The organism is Clavibacter sp. CT19, assembly GCF_027858075.1.
GTDB lineage: Bacteria > Actinomycetota > Actinomycetes > Actinomycetales > Microbacteriaceae > Clavibacter > Clavibacter tessellarius_A.
In genome coordinates, this window is sequence record NZ_JAQHYR010000015.1 from 1 (window position 1) to 26,096 (window position 26,096).

The window sequence follows — 26,096 nt, forward strand, 5'->3', positions numbered from 1 at the left end:
GACACCGTTGTCATGGACGATCACGCGGCGGGCATCGAGACGGGCGTGCGCGGCGCCGACGAGAATCGGCGGCAGGAGCCCCGTCTCGACCGAGGAGACGTGCGCTGTACCGATCCGATCCAATCCAATCCAATCCAATCCAATCCAATCCAATCCAATCCGATCCAATCCGGTCCGGTCCGAACCGCGCTGGACCTCCGCGCTGGGCCGTCCCGAGGGACCGGCTAACCTGGACCAGGACTCGAGCACGACCCACAACACCATAGACATCATCTGGCCCGCGCGGCCGACAGGAGCACAGTGAGCGACTCTTCCGATCGAGACAGCCGGCCCGAGGGCCAGGACCGCGGATCGTCGCACTCGCCGCGCGGCCGGGACGGTCAGAAGCCGCCGTATGATCGCGGATCCTCGGGTGCTCCTCGAGGTCCGCGGGATGCCGGGCGTGGGTCCGGTGCGCCTGGAGCGGGCGCGGGTCGTCCGGCGCGTGATGGGGACCGGAAGCCGTGGTCGAAGGACGCGCCTGCGGGTGGTCGTCCGCGTGACGCAGAGCGCAAGCCCTGGTCGAAGGATGCGCCTGCGGGTGGTCGTCCGCGTGACGCAGAGCGCAAGCCGTGGTCGAAGGACGCGCCCGCGGGTGGTCGTCCGGTGCGTGACGGGGACCGGAAGCCCTGGTCGAAGGACGCGCCTGCGGGTGGTCGTCCGGCGCGTGACGGGGAGCGGAAGCCGTGGTCGAAGGACGCCCCCCGGGGCGGGGACCGTGGGGGTGCACGCCCTCCTCGCGACGGCGACAAGCTCTGGACGCGCGACGGTCGTCCGGCTCGCAACGATCGCGATGCCCCGCGGTACGAGGAGGCGCTCACCGAGGAGCAGCTCCGCGCCCGCGAGCTGCGGTCCGTGCGTCCCCGTCATGAGGACCCGGAGATCCCGGAGGACGTGAAGCCCGGCGACCTGGATCGGGTCGCCCGCAACGAGCTCAAGACGTTGAGCAAGGACAACGCCGAGGGTGTTGCGCAGCACCTGGTGATGGCCGCTCGCCTCATCGAGGAGGACCCCGAGCTGGCCCACCGTCATGCGATCTCCGCGGCTCGACGTGCGGGCCGCATCGCCGTGGTCCGCGAGTCGCTGGCCATCACCGCGTACGCCGTGGGGGACTACGCGCTGGCGCTCCGGGAGCTGCGGACGTACCGCCGCATCTCCGGGAAGGACGATCAGCTGGCCCTGATGGTCGACAGCGAGCGGGGGCAGGGGCGCCCCGACAAGGCCCTCGAGCTCGGCCGGTCGGTGCCCAAGGAGACGCTGCCGGCGGCGGAGCAGGTGGCGCTCGCGATCGCGATGTCCGGTGCTCGGCTCGACCTGGGCCAGACGGAGGCCGCGCTCGACGAGCTGTCGATCTCCCAGCTCAACCGCGACGTGGCGTATTCCTACAGCGCCGACCTGTTCCACGCGTACGCGGAGGTGCTGGAGGAGCTGGGCCGATCCGGCGAGGCGGACGAGTGGCGTCGCCGGGCGGACGCGGCCGAGGCGGCCTTCGCGGATCCGGACGAGGGATGGGACGACACGGTGGAGGTGGTCGAGGAGGACCTCGTCGTCGACGACGTGGATGACGACGACCTCGACGACGACGCCGGAGCCGACCCGGACGAGGCGGACGGACGCGTCGTGGGCGATGCGACGCACGCGGACGTCGACCCTGTGCCCGTCCCGCCCAGCGAGGACGGGGACGACGACGACATCGCTGTCGACGTGGACGCCGAGATCGCCGCGGATGCCGACGGCGGGGTCGGAGGGGCCGACGCGCGAGCCGACGCCGACGCCGAGCCCGAGCCGGCGGAGGGCGACCGCGATGTTCGCTAGGGCGGCCCGGGGGAGCACCCCGCTCGACGGCGTCGACGTGATCCTCGCCGACCTCGACGGGGTCGTGTACGCAGGGCCCGACAGCATCCCGCACGCCGTCGAAGCGCTGAACCGCGCGGCGGAGACGGGGCTGCGGCTCGGCTACATCACCAACAACGCGTCTAGGACCGACGCCTCCGTCGCGGAGCACCTGAGCTCGCTCGGGCTGACCGTGGCGGCCGAGGACGTCGTCACGTCGCCGCAGGCCGCCCTCCGACTGCTCGCGGACCGCGTGCCGGCCGGATCCACGGTGCTCGTCGTCGGCGGCGAGGGCCTCGTCCACGAGCTCGAGAAGGCCGGGTACGTCGTCACCCGCTCGGTCGAGGACCGGCCGGCGGCCGTCGTCCAGGGCTTCGCGCCGGAGGTCGGCTGGACCCAGCTGGCCGAGGCGGCCTTCGCCCTCGCGGACCCCGACGTCGTCTGGGTCGCGACCAACACCGACTGGACCATCCCCGTCGCCCGCGGCATCGCGCCCGGCAACGGCACGCTCGTCTCCGCCGTCCACACGGCCGTGGGGCGCCTGCCGGTGGTGGCGGGCAAGCCGGAGACGCCCATCTTCGATGAGGCCCGCGAGCGCTTCGGCGCTACGCGTCCGGTGTTCCTCGGTGACCGGCTCGACACGGACATCCTCGGCGCCACGCGCGCGGGCATGGCCTCCGTGCACGTGCTGACAGGGATCGACCGGGCCAAGCAGCTGCTCGCGGCGGAGGAGGACCAGCGGCCCACCTTCATCCTCGAGCACCTCGGCCAGCTGCACGAGCCCTACCCGGAGACGCGGTTCTCCGGGCAGGGGAGCGTGGCGACGGTCGGGAGGGCGTCCGTCCGGATCGTCGGCGACCGGGTCGAGGTCGTCAAGGACGGCGGCTCCACCATCGACACGCTGCGTGCGGCATGCGCGGTCATCTGGAACTCCGGACGGCCCATCTACGGGCTCGACGTGCCTGAGTCGCTGTACGTCGCGGCGGGCGCCACGGGCGCCGGCCGGGCGTAGCGTGGCGGGGTGAGGGACGAGGCGGGCATCCGCGGATCGGGTGACGGGGTGGCCGACACGGCGGATGCCGTGGGCGCCGTCGACGGGCCGTCGGCCGCTGCCGAGGGCGGCGCCGGCGACGCGGACGTCGCCGAGGAGCTGGTCTCCCGGCTCGAGCTGATCGAGGGGCAGCCCCTGGGGGAGCGCGCCGCGTCCTTCGCCCTCCTCCACGACGAACTGCGCGCGCGGCTCGAGGGCGGCGACGGGGCGTCGTCGCGTGGCTGACGCGACGGACGACCCCTCCTCCTCCGGCGGGGACATGCGGCTCGATGCCGCCCTGCCCGCGCTCGGGCTCGCCCGGTCGCGGACGCACGCCGCCCGGCTCATCGCCGACGGACTCGTCACGGTCGACGGGCGCGGCGTGGTGAAGCCGTCGTTCCGCGTGGTCCCGGGATCCGCCGTCGCCGTCGAGGGGACCGACGCCTACGTCAGCCGCGGCGCCCACAAGCTCGTCGGCGCGCTCGACGCGTTCCCCGGCGTGCGGGTCGAGGGGCGCCGGGCGCTCGACGTGGGCGCGTCCACCGGCGGCTTCACGCAGGTGCTCCTGGAGCGCGGGGCCCGGCGGGTGGTCGCGCTCGACGTGGGCCACGGCCAGCTGGATCCGCTCATCCGCGAGGACCCGCGCGTCGACGTGGTGGAGGGCTTCAACGTGCGGGACCTCACGCCGGAGTCGCTCGCGGCCGCGACCGGAGGCGGGGTCGAGGCGCCGGAGCTGGTCGTCGGCGACCTGTCCTTCATCTCGCTCGGGCTCGTCCTGCCCGCGCTCGCCCGCACGGCCTCGCCCGACGCCGACCTCGTGCTGCTCGTCAAGCCGCAATTCGAGGTGGGGCGCACCGGGATCCGCGAGGGCATCGTGCACGCCCCGGGGCTGCGCGACGACGCGGTGATGCGCGTGCTCTGGGCGGCATGGGACCTGGGCCTCGGCACGGCCGGCCTCGTCTCCTCCCCCATCGTGGGAGGCGCGGGGAACCACGAGTACCTCGCCTGGTTCAGCGGTCGCGCGGGGAGCAATCCGACACAATGGAGATCGACGTCGAACGAGATCACAGGAGCGTGAGCGAAGTGGCTGGACCCGCGAGGCACATCCTGGTCGTGTCCCACACGGGACGGCGCGACTCCATCGACGCGGCGCTCAGCGTGTGCGCGCAGCTGGCCGACGCCGACGTGCGCATCGTGCTCACGGCCGAGGAGAAGGCCGACATCCTGCCGTTCGCGCCCGAGATGGCCGGGGTCGCGGTGCTCGGCGAGCACGTGCAGACGGCCGACCTCGAGATCGTCATCGTGCTCGGCGGCGACGGCACCATCCTCCGCTCGGCCGAGCTCGTGCGCGGCACCTCCGTGCCGCTGCTCGGCGTCAACCTCGGGCACGTCGGCTTCCTCGCCGAGAGCGAGCGGGAGGACCTCACGGCCACCGTCCGCCGCGTGCTCGACCGCGACTACACGGTCGAGGAGCGGATGACGCTCGACGTCACGCTCCAGGTCGGCGCCGACATCGTCTACCGCACCTGGGCGCTCAACGAGGCGACCGTCGAGAAGGCCAGCCGCGAGCGGATGCTCGAGGTGGTGGTCGAGATCGACGGACGGCCGCTCGCGTCCTACGGCTGCGACGGGATGGTCGTCTCGACGCCCACCGGATCCACGGCGTACGCGTTCTCGGCCGGCGGCCCCATCGTGTGGCCGAGCCTCGAGGCCATGCTCGTCGTGCCGCTCAGCCCGCACACGCTCTTCGCGCGGTCGCTCGTCGTGGGGCCGGAGTCCACGGTCGCCGTCGAGGTTCTCAGCCGCACCTCCGGGTCCGGCGTTCTCTGGTGCGACGGCCGGCGCACGCGCGACATGCCGCCCGGCGCCCGCGTCGAGGCCCGGCGGTCCACCATCCCCGTGCGCCTCGCGCGCCTCAAGCAGTCGCCGTTCACCGACCGCCTCGTGAACAAGTTCGAGCTGCCGGTCACCGGCTGGAGGGGGCCCGTCGACCGTGATTGAGGAGATCACCATCCGCGACCTCGGGGTGATCGGCCAGGCCACGCTGCCGCTCGGGCCGGGCTTCACGGCCGTCACCGGCGAGACCGGCGCGGGCAAGACCATGGTCGTCACCGCCCTCGGGCTGCTGCTCGGCGCGCGCGCCGACTCCGGCGCCGTGCGGCAGGGGAGCGAGAAGGCGGTCGTGGAGGGGCGCTGGATCATCGCGGCCGACGGGCCCGTGCCGGATCGCGTCCGCGACGCCGGGGGAGACGTCGACCCGTTCGGGGACGGCACGCGGGGCGAGCTCATCGTCACGCGGCAGCTGTCGTCCGAGGGGCGCAGCCGCGCAGCGGTCGGGGGCCGGGGCGCGCCCGCGGCGCTGCTCACGGAGATCGGCGAGCAGCTCGTCGTCGTGCACGGGCAGTCCGATCAGATGCGGCTGCGGTCGTCCACGGCGCAGCGTCAGGCGCTCGACCGGTTCGCCGGATCCGCGCTCGCGCCCGTGCTCGGCGAGTACCAGGACGTGTTCCGCCGCTGGCAGGCCGCCCGCGCCGAGCTCGACCGGCTCGTCACCGAGCAGGACGCCCGCACGCGCGAGGCCGAGGAGCTGCGCGCCGCCATCGATGCGATCGAGGCGGTGGCGCCCCAGCCCGGCGAGGACGAGGAGCTGCGCGAGCGCATCGACCGCCTCACGAATCTGGAGGACCTGCGGGCCGCCGCGTCCGCCGCGCACGAGCTCATGTCGGCCGAGGACGCGTCCGGCGAGATGGCCGACGCGGCCTCCGTCCTCGACACCGCGCACCGCCGGCTCGACCGGGTCGCGGCGCACGACCCGGGCCTCGCGGAGATCATCGAGTCGCTCGAGAGCGCGCGGATCCTCGTCTCCGAGATCGCGGTGCAGCTCTCGGGCTACCTCGCGGGGCTCGACGCCGACGGCGCGCGCGAGCTCGAGTCGCTGCAGGACCGCCGCGCCGAGCTCGCGGCCCTCACGCGCGTGCACGGGCCCACCGTGGAGGACGCGCTCGCGTTCCTCGACACGGGCAGCGCGCGGCTCCTGGAGCTCGACGGCGACACCGACCGGATCGACCTGCTGCGCGTCGAGGTGGAGCGCGACGAGCAGCTCGTCGGCGAGCTGGGCGCCCGTGTGACCGCCGTCCGCGAGGAGTCCGGCGCGCGTCTGGCCGAGGCCGTCACCGCGGAGCTCGGGGCGCTCGCGATGGCCGACGCGTCGCTCGACGTGCGCGTGAGCCCGCGGGAGGAGCCCGCGCTGTCGGGAGCCGACCGCGTGGAGATCCTGCTGCGGCCCCATGCCGGCGCGGAGGCGAGGCCGCTCGGGCGCGGGGCGTCCGGCGGCGAGCTGTCGCGCGTGATGCTCGCCATCGAGGTCGTGGTGGCGGGCGACGACCCCGTGCCCACCTTCGTGTTCGACGAGGTCGACGCGGGCGTGGGCGGCGCGGCCGCCATCGAGATCGGTCGGCGGCTCGCGCGCCTGGCGGAGCGCGCGCAGGTCATCGTCGTCACGCACCTGGCGCAGGTCGCGGCGTTCTCGACCAACCACCTGCGCGTGGTGAAGGGCGGCGACGGCCAGGTCACGGCGTCCAGCGTCACGCAGCTCGTGGGAGACGCGCGGATCCAGGAGATGGCGCGCCTCCTCTCGGGCCTGCCCGACAGCGAGAGCGGGCTGGCGCATGCGCGCGAGCTCGTGGAGACCGCGGCCGCGCTCCGCTGATCCGCCCCTCCCGCCGCTCCCGAAGGCGAGCGTCGCGCGGACCGGGGCCCGGCATCCGGCGACACGGACGAGGCCGGCGCGTCGCGGCTGTCGCGGCGCGCCGGAATCCACGTAGGATGGAAGCCCGTGGCGGACATCGAAACAACGGACACGGACTCGAGCACGACGGACAGCACGACCAGCACGGCAGGCGGCAGGATCACCCGGCACATCTTCGTGACCGGCGGCGTCGTCTCCTCGCTCGGCAAGGGCCTCACGGCGGCCAGCCTGGGCAACCTCCTCACGGCGCGCGGCGTGCGCGTCGTCATGCAGAAGCTGGATCCCTACCTCAACGTGGATCCGGGCACCATGAACCCCTTCCAGCACGGCGAGGTCTTCGTGACCGACGACGGCGCGGAGACCGACCTCGACATCGGGCACTACGAGCGGTTCCTCGACATCGAGCTGGACCAGGCGGCCAACGTGACCACCGGCCAGATCTACTCGGAGGTCATCGCGAAGGAGCGCCGCGGCGAGTACCTCGGCGACACCGTGCAGGTCATCCCGCACATCACCGACGAGATCAAGCGCCGCATGCGCCTGCAGTCCACGGACGAGCCGCAGCCCGACGTGATCATCACCGAGATCGGCGGCACGGTCGGCGACATCGAGAGCCAGCCGTTCATCGAGGCGGCGCGCCAGGTGCGCCACGAGCTCGGCCGGAACAACGTCTTCTTCGTGCACGTCTCACTCGTGCCGTACATGGGCGCGTCGGGCGAGCAGAAGACCAAGCCCACGCAGCACTCGGTGGCGGCGCTGCGCTCCATCGGGATCCAGCCGGATGCGCTCGTGCTCCGCAGCGACCGGCCCGTCTCCGACTCGAACAAGAAGAAGATCGCGCTGATGTGCGACGTGGACGAGCAGGCGGTCGTGAACGCGGTGGACGTGCCGAGCATCTACGACATCCCCGAGATGCTGCACGGGCAGGGCCTCGACAGCTACATCATCGAGCACCTCGGTCTGCCGGCCGCGGACGCGGTCGACTGGTCCGGCTGGAGCGACCTGCTCGACGCCGTGCACGACCCGAAGCACGAGGTCACGATCGGCCTCGTCGGCAAGTACATCGACCTGCCCGACGCGTACCTCTCCGTGACCGAGGCGCTGCGCGCCGGCGGCTTCGCCCACTCGGCGCGCGTGAAGCTGCGCTGGGTCGCGTCCGACGAGTGCGAGACGCCCGAGGGCGCCGCCAGGAAGCTGGGCGACCTCGACGCGCTGTGTGTGCCGGGCGGCTTCGGCATCCGCGGCATCGAGGGCAAGCTCGGCGCGCTGAAGTTCGCGCGCGACAACATGATCCCGGTGCTCGGCCTCTGCCTCGGCCTCCAGTGCATGGTCATCGAGTACGCGCGGAACGAGGCGGGCCTCGCGGGCGCGTCCTCGAGCGAGTTCGACCCCGAGAGCGAGTTCCCGGTCGTCGCGACGATGGCCGAGCAGGTCGACATCATCGCGGGCGGCGACCTCGGCGGCACCATGCGCCTGGGCCTGTACGAGGCGACGCTCGTCGAGGGCTCCCTCGCGGCCGAGCTGTACGGCGCGCCCGTCTCGCACGAGCGCCACCGCCACCGCTACGAGGTCAACAACCAGTTCCGCGAGCGCATCCAGGACGCCGGCCTCGTGTTCTCAGGCACCTCGCCCGACGGCACGCTCGTCGAGTACGTGGAGCTGCCGCGCGAGGTGCACCCGTTCTACATCGGCACGCAGGCGCACCCGGAGCTCCGGTCGCGTCCGAACCGCGCGCACCCGCTGTTCGCGGGCCTCGTCCGCGCGGCCCTCGACCGCCAGGCGGCCAGCACGCTGTTCGCCGAGGACGACGCCGAGGCCGTCGCGTGACGGACGCCGTCACCGGATCCGCGGACGCCGGATCCGCGGACGCCGAACTGCACGACGACCCGGCCGCGTTCCCGATCACGTCGAGCGAGCGGGTGTTCGCGGGCATGGTCTGGGACGTCCGGCGCGAGACGTTCCGGTACGGCGACGCCGAGATCACGCGGGAGTTCGTCGACCACACGGGCGCCGTCGCGGTGCTCGCCATCGACGACGAGGACCGCGTGCTCCTCATCAAGCAGTACCGGCACCCCGTGCGCATGCGCGAGTGGGAGATCCCGGCCGGGCTCCTCGACGTCACCGACGAGCCGCCGCTGGAGGCCGTGCAGCGCGAGCTCGCGGAGGAGGCCGACCTCGAGGCGGCCGAGTGGAGCGTGCTCGCCGAGTTCCTCACGACGCCCGGCGGCAGCGACGAGGCGATCCGCATCTACCTCGCCCGCGGCCTCACGGCCACGGCGGAGGCGTTCGCGCGCACCGACGAGGAGGCCGACATCGAGAAGCGCTGGGTGGACCTCGACGAGGTCGTGACCGCGGTGCTCGAGCGGCGGATCCAGAACCCCTCGACCGTGATCGCGGTGCTGCAAGCGCACGTCGCCCGCTCGCGCGGCTGGGCGACGCTCGGCCCCGCCGACGCGCCCTGGCCCCGGCACCCGAAGCTGCGCGACGGCGGGACCGCGCCCGCCTCGTGACGGACGCGGCCGACGCACCGGCAGGAGCGGCGCCCGACGCCGCCCCCGAGGTCCCGGTCGCGCTCCGGCGCGCGGTCGACCGCTGGCTCCGGCACGTGGAGGTGGAGCGCGGGCTCTCGCGCAACACGATCCAGGCCTACCGCCGCGACCTCGCCCGCTACACGGCGCATCTCGCCGCGGAGGGCGTGGGGGATCCGGCCGACGCGACGCCCGCGCACGTCACCGGCTTCGCGCAGCGCGTGCGCGACCCCGAGCGCGGCGGCCTCACGGCGTCGTCGCTCGCGCGCATGCTCTCCAGCGTCCGGTCGTTCCACCGCTTCCTCCTGGAGGAGGGGCTCGTCCCGGTCGACGTGTCCGCCGACGCGAAGCCGCCGAAGCTGCCGAGCCGTCTGCCGAAGGCGGTGTCGATCGAGACGATGGCGCGGATCCTCGAGGCGACCGACGGCGACGACCCGCTCCGCGTGCGCGACAAGGCGCTGCTCGAGCTGCTGTACGCGACGGGCGCGCGCGTGAGCGAGATCACCGCGCTCACGGTCGACGACGTGCTCGGCCCCGACGGCGCGGCCGACGAGCTGGTGCGCGTGCTCGGCAAGGGCGGCAAGCAGCGGATCGTGCCCGTCGGGTCGTTCGCGCGGCGGGCCGTCGACGCCTACCTCGTGCGCGTCCGCCCGATCCTCGCCGCGCGCGGCACCGCGACGCCCGCGCTCTTCTTGGGGCTGCGCGGCCACGCCCTCTCGCGGCAGAACGCCTGGCTCGTGATCAAGTCCGCCGCCGAGCGCGCCGGCGTCACGGAGGAGATCTCCCCGCACACGTTCCGCCATTCGTTCGCGACGCACCTCCTCGCGGGCGGCGCCGACGTGCGCGTGGTGCAGGAGCTGCTCGGCCACTCGTCGGTCGCGACCACGCAGATCTACACGCGCGTGACCGTCGACACCCTGCGCGACGTCTACACGACCGCGCACCCGCGTGCCCGCCGGGCGTGAGCGACCCTCCCCGGTAGACTCGCAGGATCCGGCGGACGGCGTCGGAGGAGCGGCAGGAAGAGACCCACGTGACGCGCAAGCCAGATGTGACCGAGCTCCCGGGAATGGACGTCCCCGTGCTCGGACCCACCGGCCGGGAGCTGCGCGACTTCGCCGAGCCCGCGCCGCTCGCGGGGCACGGACCCGCCAAGATCATCTCCCTCTGCAACCAGAAGGGCGGCGTCGGCAAGACCACCACCGCCATCAACCTGGGCGCCTCGCTCGCGAGCTACGGCCGCCGCGTGCTGGCCGTCGACTTCGACCCGCAGGGCGCGCTGTCCGCCGGGCTCGGCGTGCAGACCCACGACGCGGTCACCGTCTACGACCTCCTGCTCGGCACCGTGAAGGACCCGCGCGAGGCCATCCAGACCACGGGCTTCGAGGGCCTCGACGTCATCCCCGCGAACATCGACCTGTCAGCCGCGGAGGTGCACCTCGTGAACGAGGTCGCGCGCGAGCAGATCCTCGCGAGCGTGCTGCGCAAGGTGAGCGGCGACTACGACGTCATCCTCATCGACTGCCAGCCGTCGCTCGGCCTCCTCACCGTCAACGCGCTCACGGCGAGCCACGGCGTGCTGATCCCGCTCGAGTGCGAGTACTTCGCGCTGCGCGGCGTCGCGCTGCTCGTCGAGACCATCGAGAAGGTCAAGGACCGGCTGAACCCGGCGCTCGAGCTCGACGGCATCCTCGCCACCATGTACGACTCCCGCACCCTGCACTCCCGCGAGGTGCTGCAGCGCGTGGTCGAGGCGTTCGACGCGAGCGTGCTCGAGACCGTCATCGGCCGCACCGTCAAGTTCCCGGACGCGTCGGTGGCGGGCAAGCCCATCATCCAGTTCGCGCCCGAGCACCCGGCCGCGCTCGCGTACCGCAAGGTGGCGCGTGAGCTCATCGCGCGTGGCGCCGTCGCGTAGGGGCTCGTCCCTGGCGGACCCCGAGCTCGCCGACGCCGCGGCCCGGACGGATCCCGAGCGCGCGTTCCGCGTCAGCATCGGCAACTTCGAGGGGCCGTTCGACCTGCTGCTGTCGCTCATCGGCAGCCACGAGATGGACATCACCGAGGTGAGCCTCAGCCTCGTCACGAACGAGTTCATCGCGCACATCCGCGGGCTCGACGGGCCGGACGACCTCGACGAGGCCAGCTCCTTCCTCGTGGTCGCGGCCACGCTGCTCGACCTCAAGCTCGTGGGCCTCTTGCCGCAGGGCGAGCTGGTCGATGCGGAGGACGTGGCGCTCCTTGAGGCGCGCGACCTGCTGTTCGCGCGCCTGCTGCAGTACCGCGCGTTCAAGGAGGCGGCGAGCTGGTTCCAGCAGCGGCTCGCGACGGAGTCGACGCGCGCGTTCCGCGACGTGCCGCTCGAGGAGCGCTTCCGCGCGCAGGTGCCGGAGCTCGTGTGGACGACCTCGCCCGCCGACCTCGCGGCCATCGCGCTGCTCGCGCTCGCGCCGCGCGAGGTGCCGACCGTGGGACTCGACCACCTGCACGCGCCGCTCGTCAGCATCCGCGAGCAGGCGGCCGTGGTCGTGGCCCGGCTGCGGAGCGGGGCGCCGGTCACCTTCCGCGAGCTGGTGGCGGACGCGGGGCTCACGGGCGTCGTGATCGCGCGCTTCCTCGCCGTGCTGGAGCTGTACCGCGTCGCCGCGATCGAGTTCGACCAGCCGGAGGCGCTCGGCGAGCTGACGCTCACGTGGACCGCGGAGAGCTGGAGCGACGACGCCCTCGCGAGCCTGGGGGCCGGCTATGACAGCTGAGCCGCGGGATCCCGCCGCGGACCTGCCCGTCGCCGCGGATGCCGGCGCCGCGGCCGCCGAGGCGCCGCTCGACCTCGACCGCGCGCTCGAGGCGCTGCTCATGGTGGCCGACGAGCCGCAGAGCGTGACGACGCTGGCGACCGCGACCTCGACGCCCGTGAAGGAGGTGCGCCGCGCGATCCAGCGGCTCGTCGACGACTTCGACGGCCGCACCGGGGGAGTGCGCCGCGGCTTCGAGCTGCGCGAGGTCGGCGGCGGCTGGCGCGTGTACGTGCGGGCCGAGTACGACACGGTGATCCGCGACCACGTGCTCACCCAGAACCCCACGCGCCTCTCGCAGGCGGCCCTCGAGACGCTCGCGGTGATCGCCTACAAGCAGCCGATCAGCCGCAGCCAGGTGGCGGCGATCCGCGCCGTGAACGTCGACTCGGTGGTGCGGACGCTGCTCGCGCGGGGCCTCGTGACCGAGGCCTTCACCGACGGGGAGACCGGCGCGATCCATTACGGTACGACAGACCACCTGCTCACGCAGCTCGGCATCAACTCGCTCGACGAGCTCCCCCCGATCTCCCCGTTGCTCCCCGACGGGGCGGAAGGCTTCCATGACCCCCTCCACTGAGAACGACCGCGCCTGGAACCCTGACGAGCCGGTGCAGGGCATCCGCCTGCAGAAGGTGATGGCCGCCGCCGGCGTCGCCAGCCGCCGCGTCTGCGAGGACATGATCGCCGCGGGCCGCGTCACCGTGAACGGCGAGGTGGTCACCGAGCCCGGCCGCCGCATCGACCCCGACGTCGACGAGGTCGCGGTCGACGACCAGGCCGTGCAGCTCGACACCTCCAAGCGCTACCTCATGCTCAACAAGCCCGTCGGCATCTACTCCTCGCTCCGCGACGAGCGCGGCCGCCCCGACCTGCGCGAGTTCACGGAGGAGTTCGAGGAGCGCCTGTTCAACGTCGGCCGCCTCGACGCGGAGACGAGCGGGCTCCTGATCCTCACCAACGACGGCGACCTCGCCCACGTGCTCGCGCACCCGTCGTTCGGCGTGCTGAAGACGTACATCGCGAAGGTCACGGGGCGCGTCACGCCGCAGACGATCCAGCGGCTCACCCAGGGCGTGGACCTCGAGGACGGGCCGATCCAGGCGGACCGCGCGCGCATCCTCTCGGGCGGCGGCGACCAGACGCTCGTGGAGATCACCCTGCACTCAGGCCGCAACCGCATCGTGCGCCGCATGCTGGACGAGGTCGGCCACCCGGTGGAGGAGCTCGTGCGCCGCCAGTTCGGGCCGCTGCACCTCGGATCCCTCGGCGTCGGCCGCGTGCGCGACCTCACCTCCGACGAGCTCGGCCAGCTGCTCACCATCTCGCGCGAGGCCCGCGCGCAGGCCGGACCCGCGACCCCGCAGGGCGCGGGCGCCGCCGCCGAGGCGCAGGGGGACGTCGACCGCGAGGACGGCGAGTGAGCGAGGCCGCGAGCGCCGTCCAGGCGGCCGACACGCGCGTGCAGGGCACCGTCCGCATCGTCGGCACGGGCCTCCTCGGCACGAGCATCGGCCTGGGGCTCTCCGCCCGCGGCGTCGACGTGGTGCTGGCGGACGCGTCGCCGACCACGCTGCGGCTCGCGGCCGACATGGGCGCCGGACGCATCGCGGACGCGTCGCCCGCGTCCGACCGGCCCGCGCTCGTCGTGGTCTGCGTGCCGCCGGACGTGACCGCGCGCGTGGTCGCGGCCGAGCTCGCCGCGCATCCGGACGCCCTCGTCACCGACGTCGCGAGCGTGAAGGCCGCGCCGCTCGAGGAGCTGCGCGCCCTCGGCACCGACCTCTCCCGCTACCTCGGCTCGCACCCGCTCGCCGGGCGCGAACGCGGCGGCCCGGTCGCCGCGACGGGCGACCTGTTCCTCGGCCGGCCCTGGGTCATCGCGGGCCACGACGGCATCACCTACGCCGCGGGCGCGCCCGTCGAGCAGCTGATCCTCGACCTCGGCGCCGTGCCCATCGAGATGACCGCGGAGGAGCACGACACCTCGGTGGCGCTCGTCTCCCACGTGCCGCAGGTGGTCGCGAGCCTCCTGGCGTCGCGGCTCGCCGACGGATCCGCCGCCGCGCTCGGGCTCTCCGGGCAGGGGCTCCGCGACACCACGCGCATCGCGTCGAGCGACGCGGCGCTGTGGGTGCAGATCCTCGGCGCCAACGCCTCCCGCATCGTGCCGATCCTGCGGGCCATGCGCGCTGACCTCGACGACGTCATCGACGCGCTCGACGACGTCGACGCGCAGGGCGCCAGGCTCCGGGTGGCCGAGCGGATCCACGCCGGGAACGCGGGCGTCGCCCGCATCCCCGGCAAGCACGGCCAGGACCGGCGGTTCGCCGCCATCACCGTGATGATCGACGACCGGCCCGGCCAGCTCGCCGCGCTGATCACCGAGGTCGGCGCCGCCGACGTCAGCATCGAGGACCTGCGCCTCGAGCACTCCCAGGGCGCGCAGGTCGGTCTCGTCGAGATCGCCGTGCTGCCCGAGGCCCGCGACCGCCTGGTCGCGCGGCTCGAAGAACGGAACTGGAGGATCGCCGGATGACCGGAGACGCCGTGGACGCACCCGAGACGACCGCACCCGAGACGACCGCACCCGACCCGCTGGAGGACGCCCTGCTCGTCGACGCCACGCTCAACCGCACGGTCGTCGCCGTCGACGGCCCCGCCGGCAGCGGCAAGTCGAGCGTGAGCCGCGCCGCCGCGCGCGCCCTCGGCTTCGACTACCAGGACACGGGCGCCGCGTACCGCGCGCTCAGCTGGTTCGCGCTGGAGAGCGGCGTCGACACCGAGGACCCCGCCACGGTCACGAGCCTGATCGAGGGGTTCGACTACGACATCGGCATCGACCCGTCCGAGACGCGCGTGAGCGTCCGCGGCACCGACGTCACCGAGGCGATCCGCGAGCCGCGCGTGTCCGCCGTGGTCAGCCACGTGGCGCGCGTGCCGGAGGTGCGGCACTACATGGTGGAGCTGTTCCGCTCGCTCATGGCGTCGAGCGACAAGCCGGGCATCGTGGTCGAGGGGCGCGACATCACCACCGTCGTGGCGCCGGATGCCCAGGTGCGCATTCTCCTCACGGCCTCCCCGGAAGCTAGGATGAGGAGGCGTTCCGCGGAGACGACGAATCAGTCGGCCGCCGCGGTCGGCGAATCACTCGCCTCCCGGGATCGGGCCGACTCGCAGGTCGTCGATTTCATGAACGCCGCAGATGGTGTGACCACCATCGACTCCACGGACATCGACTTCGACCAGACCGTCCAGGCGGTGGTCGATCTCGTTCACGCACGAACAGATTGAGGCGCGGCCCGGTGACGGGCCGACACGCCAGAGGACACACGCATGGCTGATCACGACGACGACTTCCCCGAGCTCGACAGCGGGCTCTCCGAGCGCCTGTCGAGCATCGACGAGGACCTGGCCGCGCAGCGCGCGCAGACGCTCCGCGCCGGGCTCGAGGACTACGAGCTCGACGACGAGGACCTGGAGGTCCTCGAGACCGTCACGGACGACCCCGACCAGGTCACGTACCTGCCGGCGCTGCCCGTGCTCGCGGTCGTCGGCCGCCCCAACGTGGGCAAGTCCGCGCTCATCAACCGGATCCTCGGCCGCCGCGAGGCCGTCGTCGAGGACACGCCCGGCGTCACGCGCGACCGCGTCTCCTACAAGGCCGAGCACGCGGGCCGCTGGTTCACGCTCGTCGACACCGGCGGGTGGGAGCCCGACGCGAAGGGCATCAACGCGTCCGTGGCCATGCAGGCCGAGATCGCGATGGACCTCGCCGACGCCGTGCTCTTCGTCGTCGACGCGAACGTGGGCGCCACGAGCACCGACGAGCACGTCGTCCGCCTGCTCCGCAAGACCAACAAGCCCGTGCTCCTCGCGGCCAACAAGGTCGACGACGTGCGCCAGGAGCCGAACGCCGCCGTGCTGTGGTCGCTCGGCCTCGGCGAGCCGCACCCCGTCTCGGCGCTGCACGGCCGCGGCGTCGCGGACCTCCTCGACCTCGTGCTGAAGACCCTGCCGCTCGTCTCCAAGGTCGCCAAGGAGGAGGTGGGCGGACCCCGTCGCGTCGCCATCCTCGGCCGCCCGAACGTCGGCAAGTCGAGCCTGCTCAACAAGGCCGCGGGTGAGGAGCGCGTGGTCGTCAACGAGCTCGCCGGCACCACGCGCGATCCCGTCGACGAGCAGGTCGAGATCGCCGGCAAGGTGTGGCGCTTCGTCGACACCGCCGGCATCCGCCGCCGCATGCACCTCGCCCAGGGCGCCGACTTCTACGCGTCGCTCCGCACGAGCGCCGCGCTGGAGAAGGCGGAGGTCGCGGTCGTCATGATCGACGTCTCCGAGGTCATCAGCGAGCAGGACATCCGCATCATCGAGCTGGTGCTCGAGTCGGGCCGCGCGCTCGTGCTGGCGTTCAACAAGTGGGACCTCCTCGAGGACGAGCGCCGCCGCTACCTGGAGCGCGAGATCGAGACCGACCTCGCGCACGTGTCGTGGGCGCCGCGCGTCAACATCTCGGCGCGCACCGGCCGGCACATGGAGAAGCTCGTGCCGGCGCTCGAGACGGCGCTGGAGTCGTGGGACACCCGCATCGCGACGGGCAAGTTCAACGCGTTCCTCGCGGAGCTCACCTCGGCGCACCCGCACCCCGTGCGCGGCGGCAAGCAGCCCCGCATCCTGTTCGGCACGCAGGCGTCCAGCCGGCCGCCGACATTCGTGCTCTTCACGACCGGGTACCTCGACCCGCAGTACCGCCGCTACATCCAGCGCCGCCTGCGCGAGATCTACGGCTTCGAGGGCAGCCCGATCATCGTCAACATGCGCGTGCGGGAGAAGCGGAAGCGCTAGCGCTCGCTCCCGCGGGCTCCGGCTCGCAGCACGACGGACGGCGTCGATCCCTTCTCGGGGTCGGCGCCGTCCGTCGTCGTCGGGGCGGGGATCACGTGTACCAGGTCGGCTCCGGGATCTCGCCGAGCAGCACGTGCCGGCCGACCTCGCGGCGCTTGTAGGGGATCGGGTCGTGCAGCGTGTGCGTGCGCAGGTTGCGCCAGAAGATGTCGAGCCCGGCCTTCGCGGAGGAGGCGCGGGCGCCCGTGAGCTCGAGGATCCTGGTGCCGACCTCCAGCCCGTCCTCCGCGATGCGCGCCTTGGCCGCCGCGACCCGCACGGCGATCTCGCCGCGCTTGCGCTCCGTGAGCTTCTCGCGCGGCGCGTGCAGCACGGCGCTGATCTCGGCGCCCACCGCATCGAGCAGCGCCTCCGACGCCCACACCTTCGACTGCAGCTGCCCGTAGCCCTCGAGCACGTACCACTCGTCGGTCGCGCGCTCCTTGTCGTCGCCGCCGTAGGGCCAGGCGCGCGTGGTGCTCCGCGTGTAGGCGGCGGCCGTCTCGAGCGCGCCCTCCGCGATGCCCTGGTAGAAGTTCGCGAACACCAGCTGGATCGCCGGCACGTTGAGCGTGCCGTAGACGAGCGGCTGGAACACCTTGTCCACGAAGCCGGCGGCGTCGGTCCACGGCACCCGCACGTCGCGGATCTCGACCGAGCCCGACTCCGTGAGCCGCTGCCCGAGGCTGTCCCAGTCGTGGCCGAAGACGATGCCCGGCTGGTCGGTCGGCACGATCGCGAACACGTGGGTGTCGGTGCCCTCGAGCACGCCCTCCAGCACCGTGAGGTCGGAGACGACGCCGCCCGTGGAGAACGACTTCCGGCCCGAGTAGACGAGCTCGTCGCCGTCCTCGCGGATGACGAGGTCGGAGTCGCGGGGGTTCACGGCGCCGCCGAAGAGCAGGTTCCCGGTGGTCGCGAGCTTCTCGACGGCCTCGATCTGCGCATCGGTGCCGACGAGCCGCACCGCCCACGCCCAGAGGTAGTGGTAGCCGAGGAGCTGGCCGATGGATCCGTCGCCGCGGGCGACCGCGCGGATCACCTTGTACGCGGTGTCCCAGGTCTGCCCGCCGCCGCCGTGCTCGGCCGGGCCGAGGAGCGTGACGAGGCCGGCGTGCTTGAGGAGCGCGACCTCCTGGTGCGGGCTGGCGCCGGCGCGGTCGCGCTCGACCTGGTCGACGGCGAGGATGTCGGCGACCTCGCGGGCGCGGGCGATCCAGGCGGCGGGCGTCGTGGGACGGGGCGCGCCCTTCCAGCGGTCGACGGGCGCGTCGCCGAGCGGGGCGGGGCGCGGGCGGTCCGCGGATGCGCGCGGGTGCGCGGCTGCGGTCGCGGTCGCGGTCGCTGTCGCGTTCGCGGAGCCGGGGGCGGGCGCGGGGGAGCCGGATGCGGGTCGGGGCTCGCGGTCGATCAGGGTCATGTCCTGTCCTCTCGTGAAGGGGCGCGACCGGTGCCGCGCCTCGCGGTGGGGCCACGGTAGGGCGGGCCCCGGCGTCTCGCGAGGGGTGTGACGCGGGGTTGCGCGGTGTGACGACGCGGGGCGTCACGGGGTGTCATGAGGTCGTCATGTGCCGTCCCTCCGGGCGGGTCGCCGCGGCCGTCACCGCCCCGCTCCCGGCGGAGACCCCGTGCGAAACCAGCACCGCCGCGGCGGATCCCCGCGTTCCCGACACGCGCATCCCGTGGGCGGTCGCCGCACACTGGGCGGATGGGCGTCGGGGGCCGCCCGCGGTGGCACGACCCGTGGATCCACCGCCGAGAGCGAGCCGGGGGCCCCGCCATGACCAGAGCGCGACGACCGTGGGCCGACCCCGAGGCCCGCCGACGCCGCCGGCCGCTCGTGGCCGCGGGGATCGCCCTGGCCGCCCTCTGCGGCGTCCTCCTCCTCGTGCCCGGCACGTCGGGCGCGTACGTCGCGAAGGTGGCGGGCGAGGTGAACTCCGCCTCCTCCGCCAGCTTCTTCTCCTGCGCGGCGGTGCAGGCGGGGGAGCGGGACGGCGCCCTGTTCTCGTGGTCGCTTACCCAGCCGAGCGGATCCACCACGGCGCCCGACACCGACACCGGCGCGTACCCCGGCACCTACCGCAACGGCATGACGAGCGTCACGACGACCCCGCAGGCGTGCCCGCGCGACGCGGGCGGCTCGTACGCGCTGGCCGACAACGCGCTCTTCCCCTCGTACGTGACCTCGCCGCTGCAGCAGTCGAACCCCACGACGTTCAGCCTCGAGCTGTGGTTCCGCACCACCGTGCGCGGCGGCCGGCTGATCGGCTTCGGCGACTCCCCGGCGGGCATGTCGATGCTGTTCGACCGGCACCTCTACATCACCACGACCGGCCGGCTCGCGTTCGGGATCGTGGGCCCCGGCGGTCAGCAGGTGATCCAGAGCCCCGGCCCGGTCGCGGACGGCGCGTGGCACCACGCGGTCGTGACCGTGTCGCCGTCCACCGGCAGCGCGCTCCACCTCGACGGCGTGCAGGTCGCCGCGAACGCGCAGGCGCGCGCGACCCAGGCGACCACCGGCTACTGGCGCCTCGGCTGGGACAACCTCGCCACCTGGAGCGGTAGCGGCCAGTACCACTTCGTCGGGAGCATGCGCTTCGCGGCCGTGTACTCGGTGGTGCTCACGCCCGAGCAGGTGCGGGCGCATCGCGTGGCGGGGATGTGAGGGCGGGCTGCGGGCTGCGATGCGCGGTCGTCGGCCGGGCGGGACGCCCTGTCCATCGGGCGCCGAGCTGTGCGTTCGCGGCCGGCACGCGGCGACGCGTCGTACCCTGATCCGGGCGCATCCGACGCCCGCTCACGAGACCGTGGAGGATCGCACCGGTGGACCAGCTGCTCAGCCGTCTCGACCGCATCGCGGCCGGCCGCCAGGCGGGCCACGTCATCGCCGAGGACAAGCGCGACCACCCGTTCACGGCCAGGGCCTTCCGCTGGATCCGGTGGATCCTCGTCGCCGAGACCGCCGTCGGCGCGACCGCCGTGGCCATCGCCCTGACCCTCGCCTCCGACGGCGTCGCCATCGCGCCGGCCGTCTGGTTCCGCTCCTTCGTGGTGCTCGCGATGACCGTCACGCTCTACTACTTCGCCTGGCGCGCCTCGGCCGGCTACTGGTGGGCGTACTCGCGCCTGCGCCTCTTCAGCCAGATCTTCCCCATCGTGACCTTGGTGATCGCGGCAATCCCGGGCCTGTACCCGCTCTGGATGGTCATCGAGCAGATCGTCTTCTCGCTGCTGCTCATCGGGGTGGCGGACATCCTGCGGAGCGACCACATGCGGGACGCGTTTCCGAAGCCGGGGCGGGTGGCCCGGGGTGCGGCGGCGGGCTCGTCGTCGGCGCGGCCGTCGGGTGGCGCGACCGCCTGATCCGGTGCCGGTTCGCCTCCCCGGACGTGCCGGAGCAGTGCCGCCGATGCGGTAGGCTCTACGAGTTGCCCAGCGATGGGACAGCGGGCTGTGGCGCAGCTTGGTAGCGCACTTGACTGGGGGTCAAGGGGTCGCAGGTTCAAATCCTGTCAGCCCGACGGACATGCCTCGGAAGGACCTCATGGGTCCGGCCGGGGCATTCGTCGTTTCCAGCCCCACAGTCGTAGTGCGGCGCCGTGCGAGGACCTGCAACAGTCGAGTGCGTCGTCTCCTTTCAGCTCGAAAGCGGGCTAGCGCTGCTTCTTCCGAGATCCGGCTTGCAGTGGCCGAGCCGCTGTGAAAGCGCTCAGTAGCGCGACCATGGCTATGACCATGACGAGTCCTCCGGGCGCGCTCATGCTGAACCACGGGCCTCCCAGTGAGATCAAAGCATGGAGGTCATATATTGCAATAACTATGCTGATCGCCAGAATCAGGCGAACGCCTCTCACTTCAGCAAGAGCTAGGCAAAACGCCAAGAGGGCGAAGAGCGTGATACCAGCGGCTGACGCCCCGACTGTGCTGAGCGTCGGTACCACGGAGGTCAAGGCTGCGTGAGCTCCTAGACTTGCGAGCTGGCTAGAGTACACAGTCATGCCTACGGCTCCCAGCGCGCACACGAAGGCCGAAAATAATGTGATAAATAACATTGCTTCGCTCCTGCCGGTCTTTCCTGAGTACGTCGGGACTGTGCGTTCGCGCATCGCCAGGAGAAACGCTGTAATGCTGTGTTTGGCGTTCACGAGCCACCAGATGGAAGAGATCGAGAGCGTTAGTAACGTCAGGAGCGCGGCAACCGGAAATGCTGCTTGAATCGAACCGAAGATCGACGCGCCCCACAAAGTGGGGAAGAGAACTGCGAGGAAGAAGTACAGCATGTGAATCGCGAGACGAAGTGTATACGCGCGCTCAGAAATGCGCGAAAGGTGTCGGGTGAGGGCTGAGAGATCTGGGCGCATCGCATCGTCGGCCTTCTTGCGCGTTAACCACTCGGCAATTTCAAGTCGGAAAATAGATCTGTAGGACAATTGGCTTCTGAAGAGATGATCTCCGATCGGATTGCGGAGGCTGGGTACGGTTCGGCAACGGGCTGCTTCAGGGAGCTCCGGGATTGACATGCTTCCAACGATGTCGCTTGGTGAAGATAGTTCCTCCCATGCGATTTTCCTCGGCAGGTCGCGGATGGGCTTGACTGAGCCTTCGACATCTTTGCGAGCGCGAAGTCCGGCAGCGAAGCAGGCTAGGCCTGGAATGAGCAAAGCCAGACTGATCCAATTCGAGGGGAAAGGGTCGCGGAAAGCCTCGTCCACCGCCGAAGGGACCTCGAGTAGATAATTCACTTGAGTGACCGATAGAATAAGCAACTGCATCAACGCTCGGAAGCTGTCACTGTTGAGTAGCCCCCCGGGTTCAAATGCCAGAAGCACGCCGAAACACAGTAGGGAGTTAGCGAATATCATGAGCCAACCGCTGACTGTCCATTCCCGACCACGAACGGTGTTGATGAGGTGAATCGGACGCAAGCCCGATGCTAACCCTGTGAACTTCACTACGTTCGGCCACCTCTTGGCGGTGTCTCGGGATAGCACGGCATGGGCAAGATAACCGCCTTGCGAGTGTCCGATGACCCAGATGTAGCGGCATTTCGCAGAAAGCACATCCAGCTGCTCCACGATGCGCCCTTGAATCGCGTAATCAATCGGACTTTCTTTGCCGATTACGCGTATGTGCTCGACTATGTCCCAGTGGCCCCTTAGGTTCAGCCAGCTCGCCAATGCAAGCGAAGCGAGTAGGGGGAGGTAGAGTGTGGCTGATAATGTCGTTACGCTGAACCACACGACAAGAAGTACGCCTTGAAATGTGAGGAACCTCCAAAAGGTGGGGGTCCACAGGGTCATTTCCCGCAGCTGCGCCCTGATCGACGAAGGCAGCAAGGAGAAGCTTTTTTCACTGGGCGCGTAGATATTCAGTGGCTCGTGTGATCGGGGACTGATGCTGATAGCGACAAGGTACGGCAATATGCTCAATACATAGAACAGGCGTTGCGTTACGTCGCTTAGTTTCTTACCTCGGCTGGTTCTGATCAGATCGGCCCAGTGGGCCTCTGAAATCAGGACTTCTGTGTCGTCCCCTACGGTCATCCGGCTGGTAGTGGATCGCCTTGGCGCGATTGACTGCCGCGTGGTGCCCTGTGATTCTGTGCTGGTATCGATACCCAACTCCTCGAATGTGCGACGTAAGCGCTCTGCAAGAAGCGCGGAGGTGGAGCCGCGGTTTTGATTACCGACGCCGTGCACTACCAAGATGCCGAATTCGAACTCCTTCTTCTCATTCGACTCTGTCCTATTGTAAGAGCGCTTTTGTCTCTTTCTGCGCGCCACGGGCTAGCCTCCATATCGTTCTCATCCAACAGGCAGTGTGCCTCGCCCATGGAAGCTCACAGGTGATCGTCTAGATGCGTGACGTTCTCGTTACGCCTTGGGCTGGCTTTGCTCGGCGTCAGAATACTGCAAGAGCGCAATGAGCGGTGAGCGCCCTCGTTCCTCGCTGAGGAAAAGAGGGTCGGAACTGGACTGGCAGCAACTTCGGGTAGCGACCTAGACGCCAGCGGGTCCTTCGCGGCACACGTGGACCGGCCATCCTGCTTGCTTGTCCGCTGACCCTTCGACCTTTCGCGGAGAGTTCTCGTGGAGGCGAAGGGGTCAGCGACTCGAAATGACCTGCGAATGGCGCTCGTGCAGATTCTCGATTACGGCCGATCACTCGATCACGCGCACAAGGCCGTCCTCCTGCCGTCCGAACCTCCCCGAGACCTCGAGAGTCTCTTGGACGACTACGGGGTCGGGCTGATCTGACCCGAGGTCAGCGGGAAGTTCATCGAGCGCCTGGTGTGAGGAGGGATCCGCTACAGCCAGTCGGCGAAGTCGATCGGCTCCTGAGCTCCGCGCGACGCAGGAGATCGTCGGCGAAGGGCTGGTTGTGATGCCGACGGTAGGGCGATGCGCGCCGGCGCATCAACATGGTGTTGAGACGGTAGGCCCCCTCCACGATCTGCGAGCGAGAGATCACCCATTCCAGCTGTGACCACGAATGCATCGCTTTTCGGTGGACGATCTCGTCGCCATAGGCCACCTCCTCCAGGCGCAACAGCACCGAGGCGGCGAAGGCGTGTCCTGCGGATGTGGACTGGGACTCCCGCACCCGCTCTCCGTCGACGTTCAGGCAGATCTCGAGCCGGCTGCTCTTCCCATCCCGGACCTCATGGGCGAAGAGGGTCTCGCGACCGCCGCAAGAGAGGGTGAAGAGCCTGCGTCGGTGGGATCGTCGAGACGTAGTGGGCAATGCCGCTATCGTCCACAGGACCCGTTGAGTGCCGAACGGGTCAGGGATGCACTCATCGATGTACATCGCCAGGGCATCCGCCATCGCGTCGTAATCGGGTCGACGGGCCAGATCCCAGAACCTGCGCTGTTGCGTGTGCTCGCCTTCCTCGGAGAGGCGCAAACGCCGCTCGCGATCCCACGGCAGAAGAACGCTCTCCCCATTCTCGACGAACACTTCGAGGTCCCCTTCTCCGGCGGGCCTGCCGGTGAGACTGAGGTTGCGGAGTCCGTGTCGCGCTTCTTGCCTGCGGATCTCCTGCCGCTCGTGTTCGTCGAGGTCGGCGACGGCACACGGTGCGAAGCTGAGCGCGACGATGTCGCCGTGATGGCGACGGTGGGTCGCGTACCTGGCGACGATCTCACGCGTCTGGCCCACGTACCGCATCTCGTCTTCGAATTCGAGGACGTAGATGCCGCTGACCTCCGACGAATCGGCGAACAGCGCGGCAGCAGACCCTCCTTCCGTCATGTCGTATCGGGTGAAGGTCAACGGATGCAACGGGATGGGCATGAGGTCAGGCTAGGCAATCGAACCTGTGGCGCGAGGCGAGTGAGTCGGACGTCCGTGTTCTCCTCTTGCCCATGTCCTGGGCCTCATCCGACGCATCCCGACGAGTCATGCGCTCGAACAAGCGGCGCGACACCGCTCCCGAGCTGGCTGTGCGGCGGATCCTGCACACGGAGGGCATGAGGTACCGAGTCGGCTTCCGTGTGTGCCGCGAGACGCGCAGCCGTGCCGACATAGCGTTCACCCGCCAGCGCATCGCCGTCTTCATCGACGGGTGCTTCTGGCACAGCTGCCCGGATCATCTTCACCTGCCGAAGGCGAACGCCGACTACTGGATCCCGAAGCTCGCGCGGAACGTCGAGCGCGATGCGGAGGTGAGCACGGTGCTCCGCGACCTGGGCTGGACCGTGCTGCGGTTCTGGGAGCGCGAGCCGGCGCGGGAGGTGGCGGACCGGATCATCGCTGCGGTCGAGAAGGCGCGCTTGTCGGTGTCGACTCCGAGGGATCCCGACGACGCCGATCGGGGCAGCGGATCCCAGTAGCCCCGCCCCCCTTTCACCCCCACACGAGGGCTTACGCCCGAGAGAGCGCGCTCATAGCCTCAGGCGTCGTCACTCGACGACACCACCTGCCGCGTACCCCTTCGTCGTGGCACGCACCCGAGGAGCTCCATGCCCGACGTCCCCTCTGCCGCCCCCGCCGGCTGGTTCCCCGACGGATCCGGCCAGCTCCGCTACTGGGACGGCGCCGCATGGACGCAGCACTTCGCGCCGATGGTGCAGCCAGTCGCGCCCCAGGCGCAGGCGCCGAAAGACGCGGTGCTGGCCGCCGTCGCCGCCGCGCAGCAGGCCGAGCAGGCGAAGGCCGCTCGCGCCGCGGATGCCGCGCGGGTCCAGGCCGAGCGCGCCGCCGTCGCCGAGCAGCAGCGGGCCGCGAAAGTCGCACAGCGGGAGGCAGCGATGCAGGCCAAGGCCGCGGAGCGCGATGCTACCGTCCGAGCCAAGGCGGAGCGGATGGCGGCGACCATCGCGATCCCCGCACCGACGCCCGCGTGGCCCGCCCCCACGGCCGTCGGGGCGCCGGTCGCGCCTACGGCGTCGACCGCGGTCCTCGGCGACACCCGCCCGGGGATCCATCCGGCGGCGACCTGGATCGTCGCGTCCGTGGCCGCGCTCGTCATCCTCATCAGCGCAGCCGGTGGCGGATTCCGGGGCATGTTTGTGTCCCTCGGCTTGGTCGCGCTCGCGGCCGCCCTCTACACGGTCGTTTTCGGACGCCGCGGGTTTGTCCCCGCCCTCACCTCGCGTCCCCGCGGCACGGTGACCGCGGTCGGCGCCGTCCTGATGCTCATCGTCGGCGCTGCGCTGCCCGCAGGTGCTTCCGGTTCGGCTCCAGCGCCCGCGTTGGCGGCAGTCGCCACCGCGACCCCCAGCCCCACCCCGACGCCGTCCGCGAAGCCCACGCCGGTCGTCCACGTCGTCGAGGACGTCAGCGCGAAGACCGCGACGGATGCCCGCTCGCTGCTCCGCGAGGCCGGCTACGTCGTCCAGTACGTGCTCGAGTCGGGGGAGAAGACCAGCGTCACCGACGGCATGACCGTGAAGTCTCAGAGCCCGGCGCCGGGGTCGCGCGTCGACGGCGGATCCACAGTGACGCTCACGCTGCTGGCGCCCGCCCCGGAGCCCACCGTCGAGCCGACGGTCGCGCCGGCCCCCGCGCCCGCGGCTCCGGCTCCCGCTCCGAAGCCGGCCGCGCCGGCACCTGCGCCGGCCGCTCCGGCGCCGGCGGCTCCCGAGCCCGCGCAGCAGACCGGTGGCATCAACCCCGGCGGCTTCTGCTCTTCGGTGGGCACCGTGGCGCAGGCGGACAACGGACGCAGCTACAAGTGCGGCGGCAAGGGCCCGGACGCCAGCGGGAAGTACCACTGGAACACGATGTGACGG

23 protein-coding genes and 1 tRNA gene are annotated in these 26,096 nt (G+C 71.2%); 21 read left to right on the forward strand and 3 right to left on the reverse strand.

Annotated elements, in window-relative coordinates; translation table 11 throughout:
• Positions 1-894 precede the first annotated feature (894 nt).
• From PED38_RS15415 to der, 16 genes are all read left to right on the forward strand, one after another.
• On the forward strand, positions 895-1,854 hold the full coding sequence (locus PED38_RS15415) for a hypothetical protein (RefSeq protein ID WP_270981885.1): 960 nt from the start codon (positions 895-897) through the stop codon (positions 1,852-1,854).
• Positions 1,844-2,884 (forward strand): HAD-IIA family hydrolase, encoded by a 1,041-nt coding sequence (locus tag PED38_RS15420; RefSeq protein WP_270981886.1) that lies wholly within the window; start codon positions 1,844-1,846, stop codon positions 2,882-2,884. The genes PED38_RS15415 and PED38_RS15420 overlap by 11 nt, the downstream gene beginning before the upstream one ends.
• A gap of 9 nt (positions 2,885-2,893) precedes the next feature.
• Positions 2,894-3,148, forward strand: coding sequence for a hypothetical protein (locus tag PED38_RS15425; RefSeq protein ID WP_270981908.1), 255 nt, complete (start codon positions 2,894-2,896; stop codon positions 3,146-3,148).
• A 34-nt stretch (positions 3,149-3,182) separates the two neighbouring features.
• Positions 3,183-3,980, forward strand: coding sequence for a TlyA family RNA methyltransferase (locus PED38_RS15430; RefSeq protein WP_063072227.1), 798 nt, complete (start codon positions 3,183-3,185; stop codon positions 3,978-3,980).
• A gap of 5 nt (positions 3,981-3,985) precedes the next feature.
• A complete protein-coding gene (locus PED38_RS15435; protein WP_414146354.1) occupies positions 3,986-4,903 on the forward strand; it encodes an NAD kinase in 918 nt (305 codons plus the stop codon).
• Complete coding sequence (recN, locus tag PED38_RS15440) at positions 4,896-6,611, forward strand: DNA repair protein RecN (RefSeq protein ID WP_270981887.1); 1,716 nt, start codon at positions 4,896-4,898, stop codon at positions 6,609-6,611. The genes PED38_RS15435 and recN overlap by 8 nt, the downstream gene beginning before the upstream one ends.
• A 126-nt stretch (positions 6,612-6,737) precedes the next feature.
• The gene (locus tag PED38_RS15445) at positions 6,738-8,477 is read left to right on the forward strand and encodes a CTP synthase (RefSeq protein WP_270981889.1); all 1,740 of its coding nucleotides are present in this window, start codon (positions 6,738-6,740) and stop codon (positions 8,475-8,477) included.
• Positions 8,474-9,160, forward strand: a complete 687-nt coding sequence (locus PED38_RS15450) for an NUDIX domain-containing protein (protein ID WP_414763478.1) — start codon at positions 8,474-8,476, stop codon at positions 9,158-9,160. Before PED38_RS15445 ends, PED38_RS15450 begins: the two co-directional genes overlap by 4 nt.
• On the forward strand, positions 9,157-10,143 hold the full coding sequence (xerD, locus tag PED38_RS15455) for a site-specific tyrosine recombinase XerD (RefSeq protein ID WP_270981891.1): 987 nt from the start codon (positions 9,157-9,159) through the stop codon (positions 10,141-10,143). The genes PED38_RS15450 and xerD overlap by 4 nt, the downstream gene beginning before the upstream one ends.
• A 104-nt stretch (positions 10,144-10,247) precedes the next feature.
• Complete coding sequence (locus PED38_RS15460; RefSeq protein ID WP_414146357.1) at positions 10,248-11,096, forward strand: ParA family protein; 849 nt, start codon at positions 10,248-10,250, stop codon at positions 11,094-11,096.
• On the forward strand, positions 11,080-11,934 hold the full coding sequence (locus tag PED38_RS15465) for a segregation and condensation protein A (protein ID WP_414763488.1): 855 nt from the start codon (positions 11,080-11,082) through the stop codon (positions 11,932-11,934). Before PED38_RS15460 ends, PED38_RS15465 begins: the two co-directional genes overlap by 17 nt.
• Positions 11,924-12,553 carry an SMC-Scp complex subunit ScpB gene (scpB, locus tag PED38_RS15470; RefSeq protein WP_175345517.1) on the forward strand — a complete coding sequence of 210 codons (630 nt, stop codon included), beginning with the start codon at positions 11,924-11,926 and terminating at the stop codon, positions 12,551-12,553. The genes PED38_RS15465 and scpB overlap by 11 nt, the downstream gene beginning before the upstream one ends.
• Positions 12,537-13,397: a pseudouridine synthase gene (locus tag PED38_RS15475; RefSeq protein WP_063072212.1), complete on the forward strand. Its 861-nt coding sequence runs from the start codon at positions 12,537-12,539 to the stop codon at positions 13,395-13,397. Before scpB ends, PED38_RS15475 begins: the two co-directional genes overlap by 17 nt.
• The gene (locus tag PED38_RS15480) at positions 13,394-14,512 is read left to right on the forward strand and encodes a prephenate dehydrogenase (RefSeq protein WP_270981892.1); all 1,119 of its coding nucleotides are present in this window, start codon (positions 13,394-13,396) and stop codon (positions 14,510-14,512) included. The genes PED38_RS15475 and PED38_RS15480 overlap by 4 nt, the downstream gene beginning before the upstream one ends.
• Positions 14,509-15,267: a (d)CMP kinase gene (gene cmk, locus PED38_RS15485; RefSeq protein ID WP_270981893.1), complete on the forward strand. Its 759-nt coding sequence runs from the start codon at positions 14,509-14,511 to the stop codon at positions 15,265-15,267. Before PED38_RS15480 ends, cmk begins: the two co-directional genes overlap by 4 nt.
• Positions 15,268-15,309: 42 nt before the next feature.
• The gene (gene der / locus PED38_RS15490) at positions 15,310-16,818 is read left to right on the forward strand and encodes a ribosome biogenesis GTPase Der (RefSeq protein WP_270981894.1); all 1,509 of its coding nucleotides are present in this window, start codon (positions 15,310-15,312) and stop codon (positions 16,816-16,818) included.
• 91 nt (positions 16,819-16,909) lie between these two features.
• Here der and PED38_RS15495 read toward each other — a convergent pair whose 3' ends face one another.
• Positions 16,910-18,277, reverse strand: coding sequence for an acyl-CoA dehydrogenase family protein (locus PED38_RS15495; RefSeq protein WP_270981895.1), 1,368 nt, complete (start codon positions 18,275-18,277; stop codon positions 16,910-16,912).
• Positions 18,278-18,637: 360 nt separating this feature from the next.
• On the opposite strand from PED38_RS15495, the gene PED38_RS15500 reads away from it, so the two are divergent.
• The 3 genes from PED38_RS15500 (at position 18,638) to PED38_RS15510 (ending at position 20,381) form a co-directional block, all read left to right on the forward strand.
• Positions 18,638-19,525: a LamG domain-containing protein gene (locus PED38_RS15500; RefSeq protein WP_270981896.1), complete on the forward strand. Its 888-nt coding sequence runs from the start codon at positions 18,638-18,640 to the stop codon at positions 19,523-19,525.
• A gap of 158 nt (positions 19,526-19,683) precedes the next feature.
• Positions 19,684-20,223, forward strand: coding sequence for a hypothetical protein (locus tag PED38_RS15505; RefSeq protein ID WP_270981897.1), 540 nt, complete (start codon positions 19,684-19,686; stop codon positions 20,221-20,223).
• Positions 20,224-20,307: 84 nt separating this feature from the next.
• Positions 20,308-20,381: transfer RNA gene (locus tag PED38_RS15510), tRNA-Pro, on the forward strand.
• A 132-nt stretch (positions 20,382-20,513) separates the two neighbouring features.
• Here PED38_RS15510 and PED38_RS15515 read toward each other — a convergent pair.
• Both PED38_RS15515 and PED38_RS15520 read right to left on the reverse strand, forming a co-directional pair.
• A complete protein-coding gene (locus PED38_RS15515; protein ID WP_131798134.1) occupies positions 20,514-22,643 on the reverse strand; it encodes a hypothetical protein in 2,130 nt (709 codons plus the stop codon).
• 493 nt (positions 22,644-23,136) lie between these two features.
• The gene (locus PED38_RS15520; RefSeq protein ID WP_063072208.1) at positions 23,137-24,156 is read right to left on the reverse strand and encodes a GIY-YIG nuclease family protein; all 1,020 of its coding nucleotides are present in this window, start codon (positions 24,154-24,156) and stop codon (positions 23,137-23,139) included.
• A 71-nt stretch (positions 24,157-24,227) separates the two neighbouring features.
• Here PED38_RS15520 and PED38_RS15525 point away from each other — a divergent pair, with 71 nt between their 5' ends.
• Positions 24,228-24,695, forward strand: coding sequence for a very short patch repair endonuclease (locus PED38_RS15525; protein WP_270981898.1), 468 nt, complete (start codon positions 24,228-24,230; stop codon positions 24,693-24,695).
• A gap of 129 nt (positions 24,696-24,824) precedes the next feature.
• The gene (locus tag PED38_RS15530; RefSeq protein WP_063072206.1) at positions 24,825-26,093 is read left to right on the forward strand and encodes a PASTA domain-containing protein; all 1,269 of its coding nucleotides are present in this window, start codon (positions 24,825-24,827) and stop codon (positions 26,091-26,093) included.
• Positions 26,094-26,096: the final 3 nt, after the last annotated feature.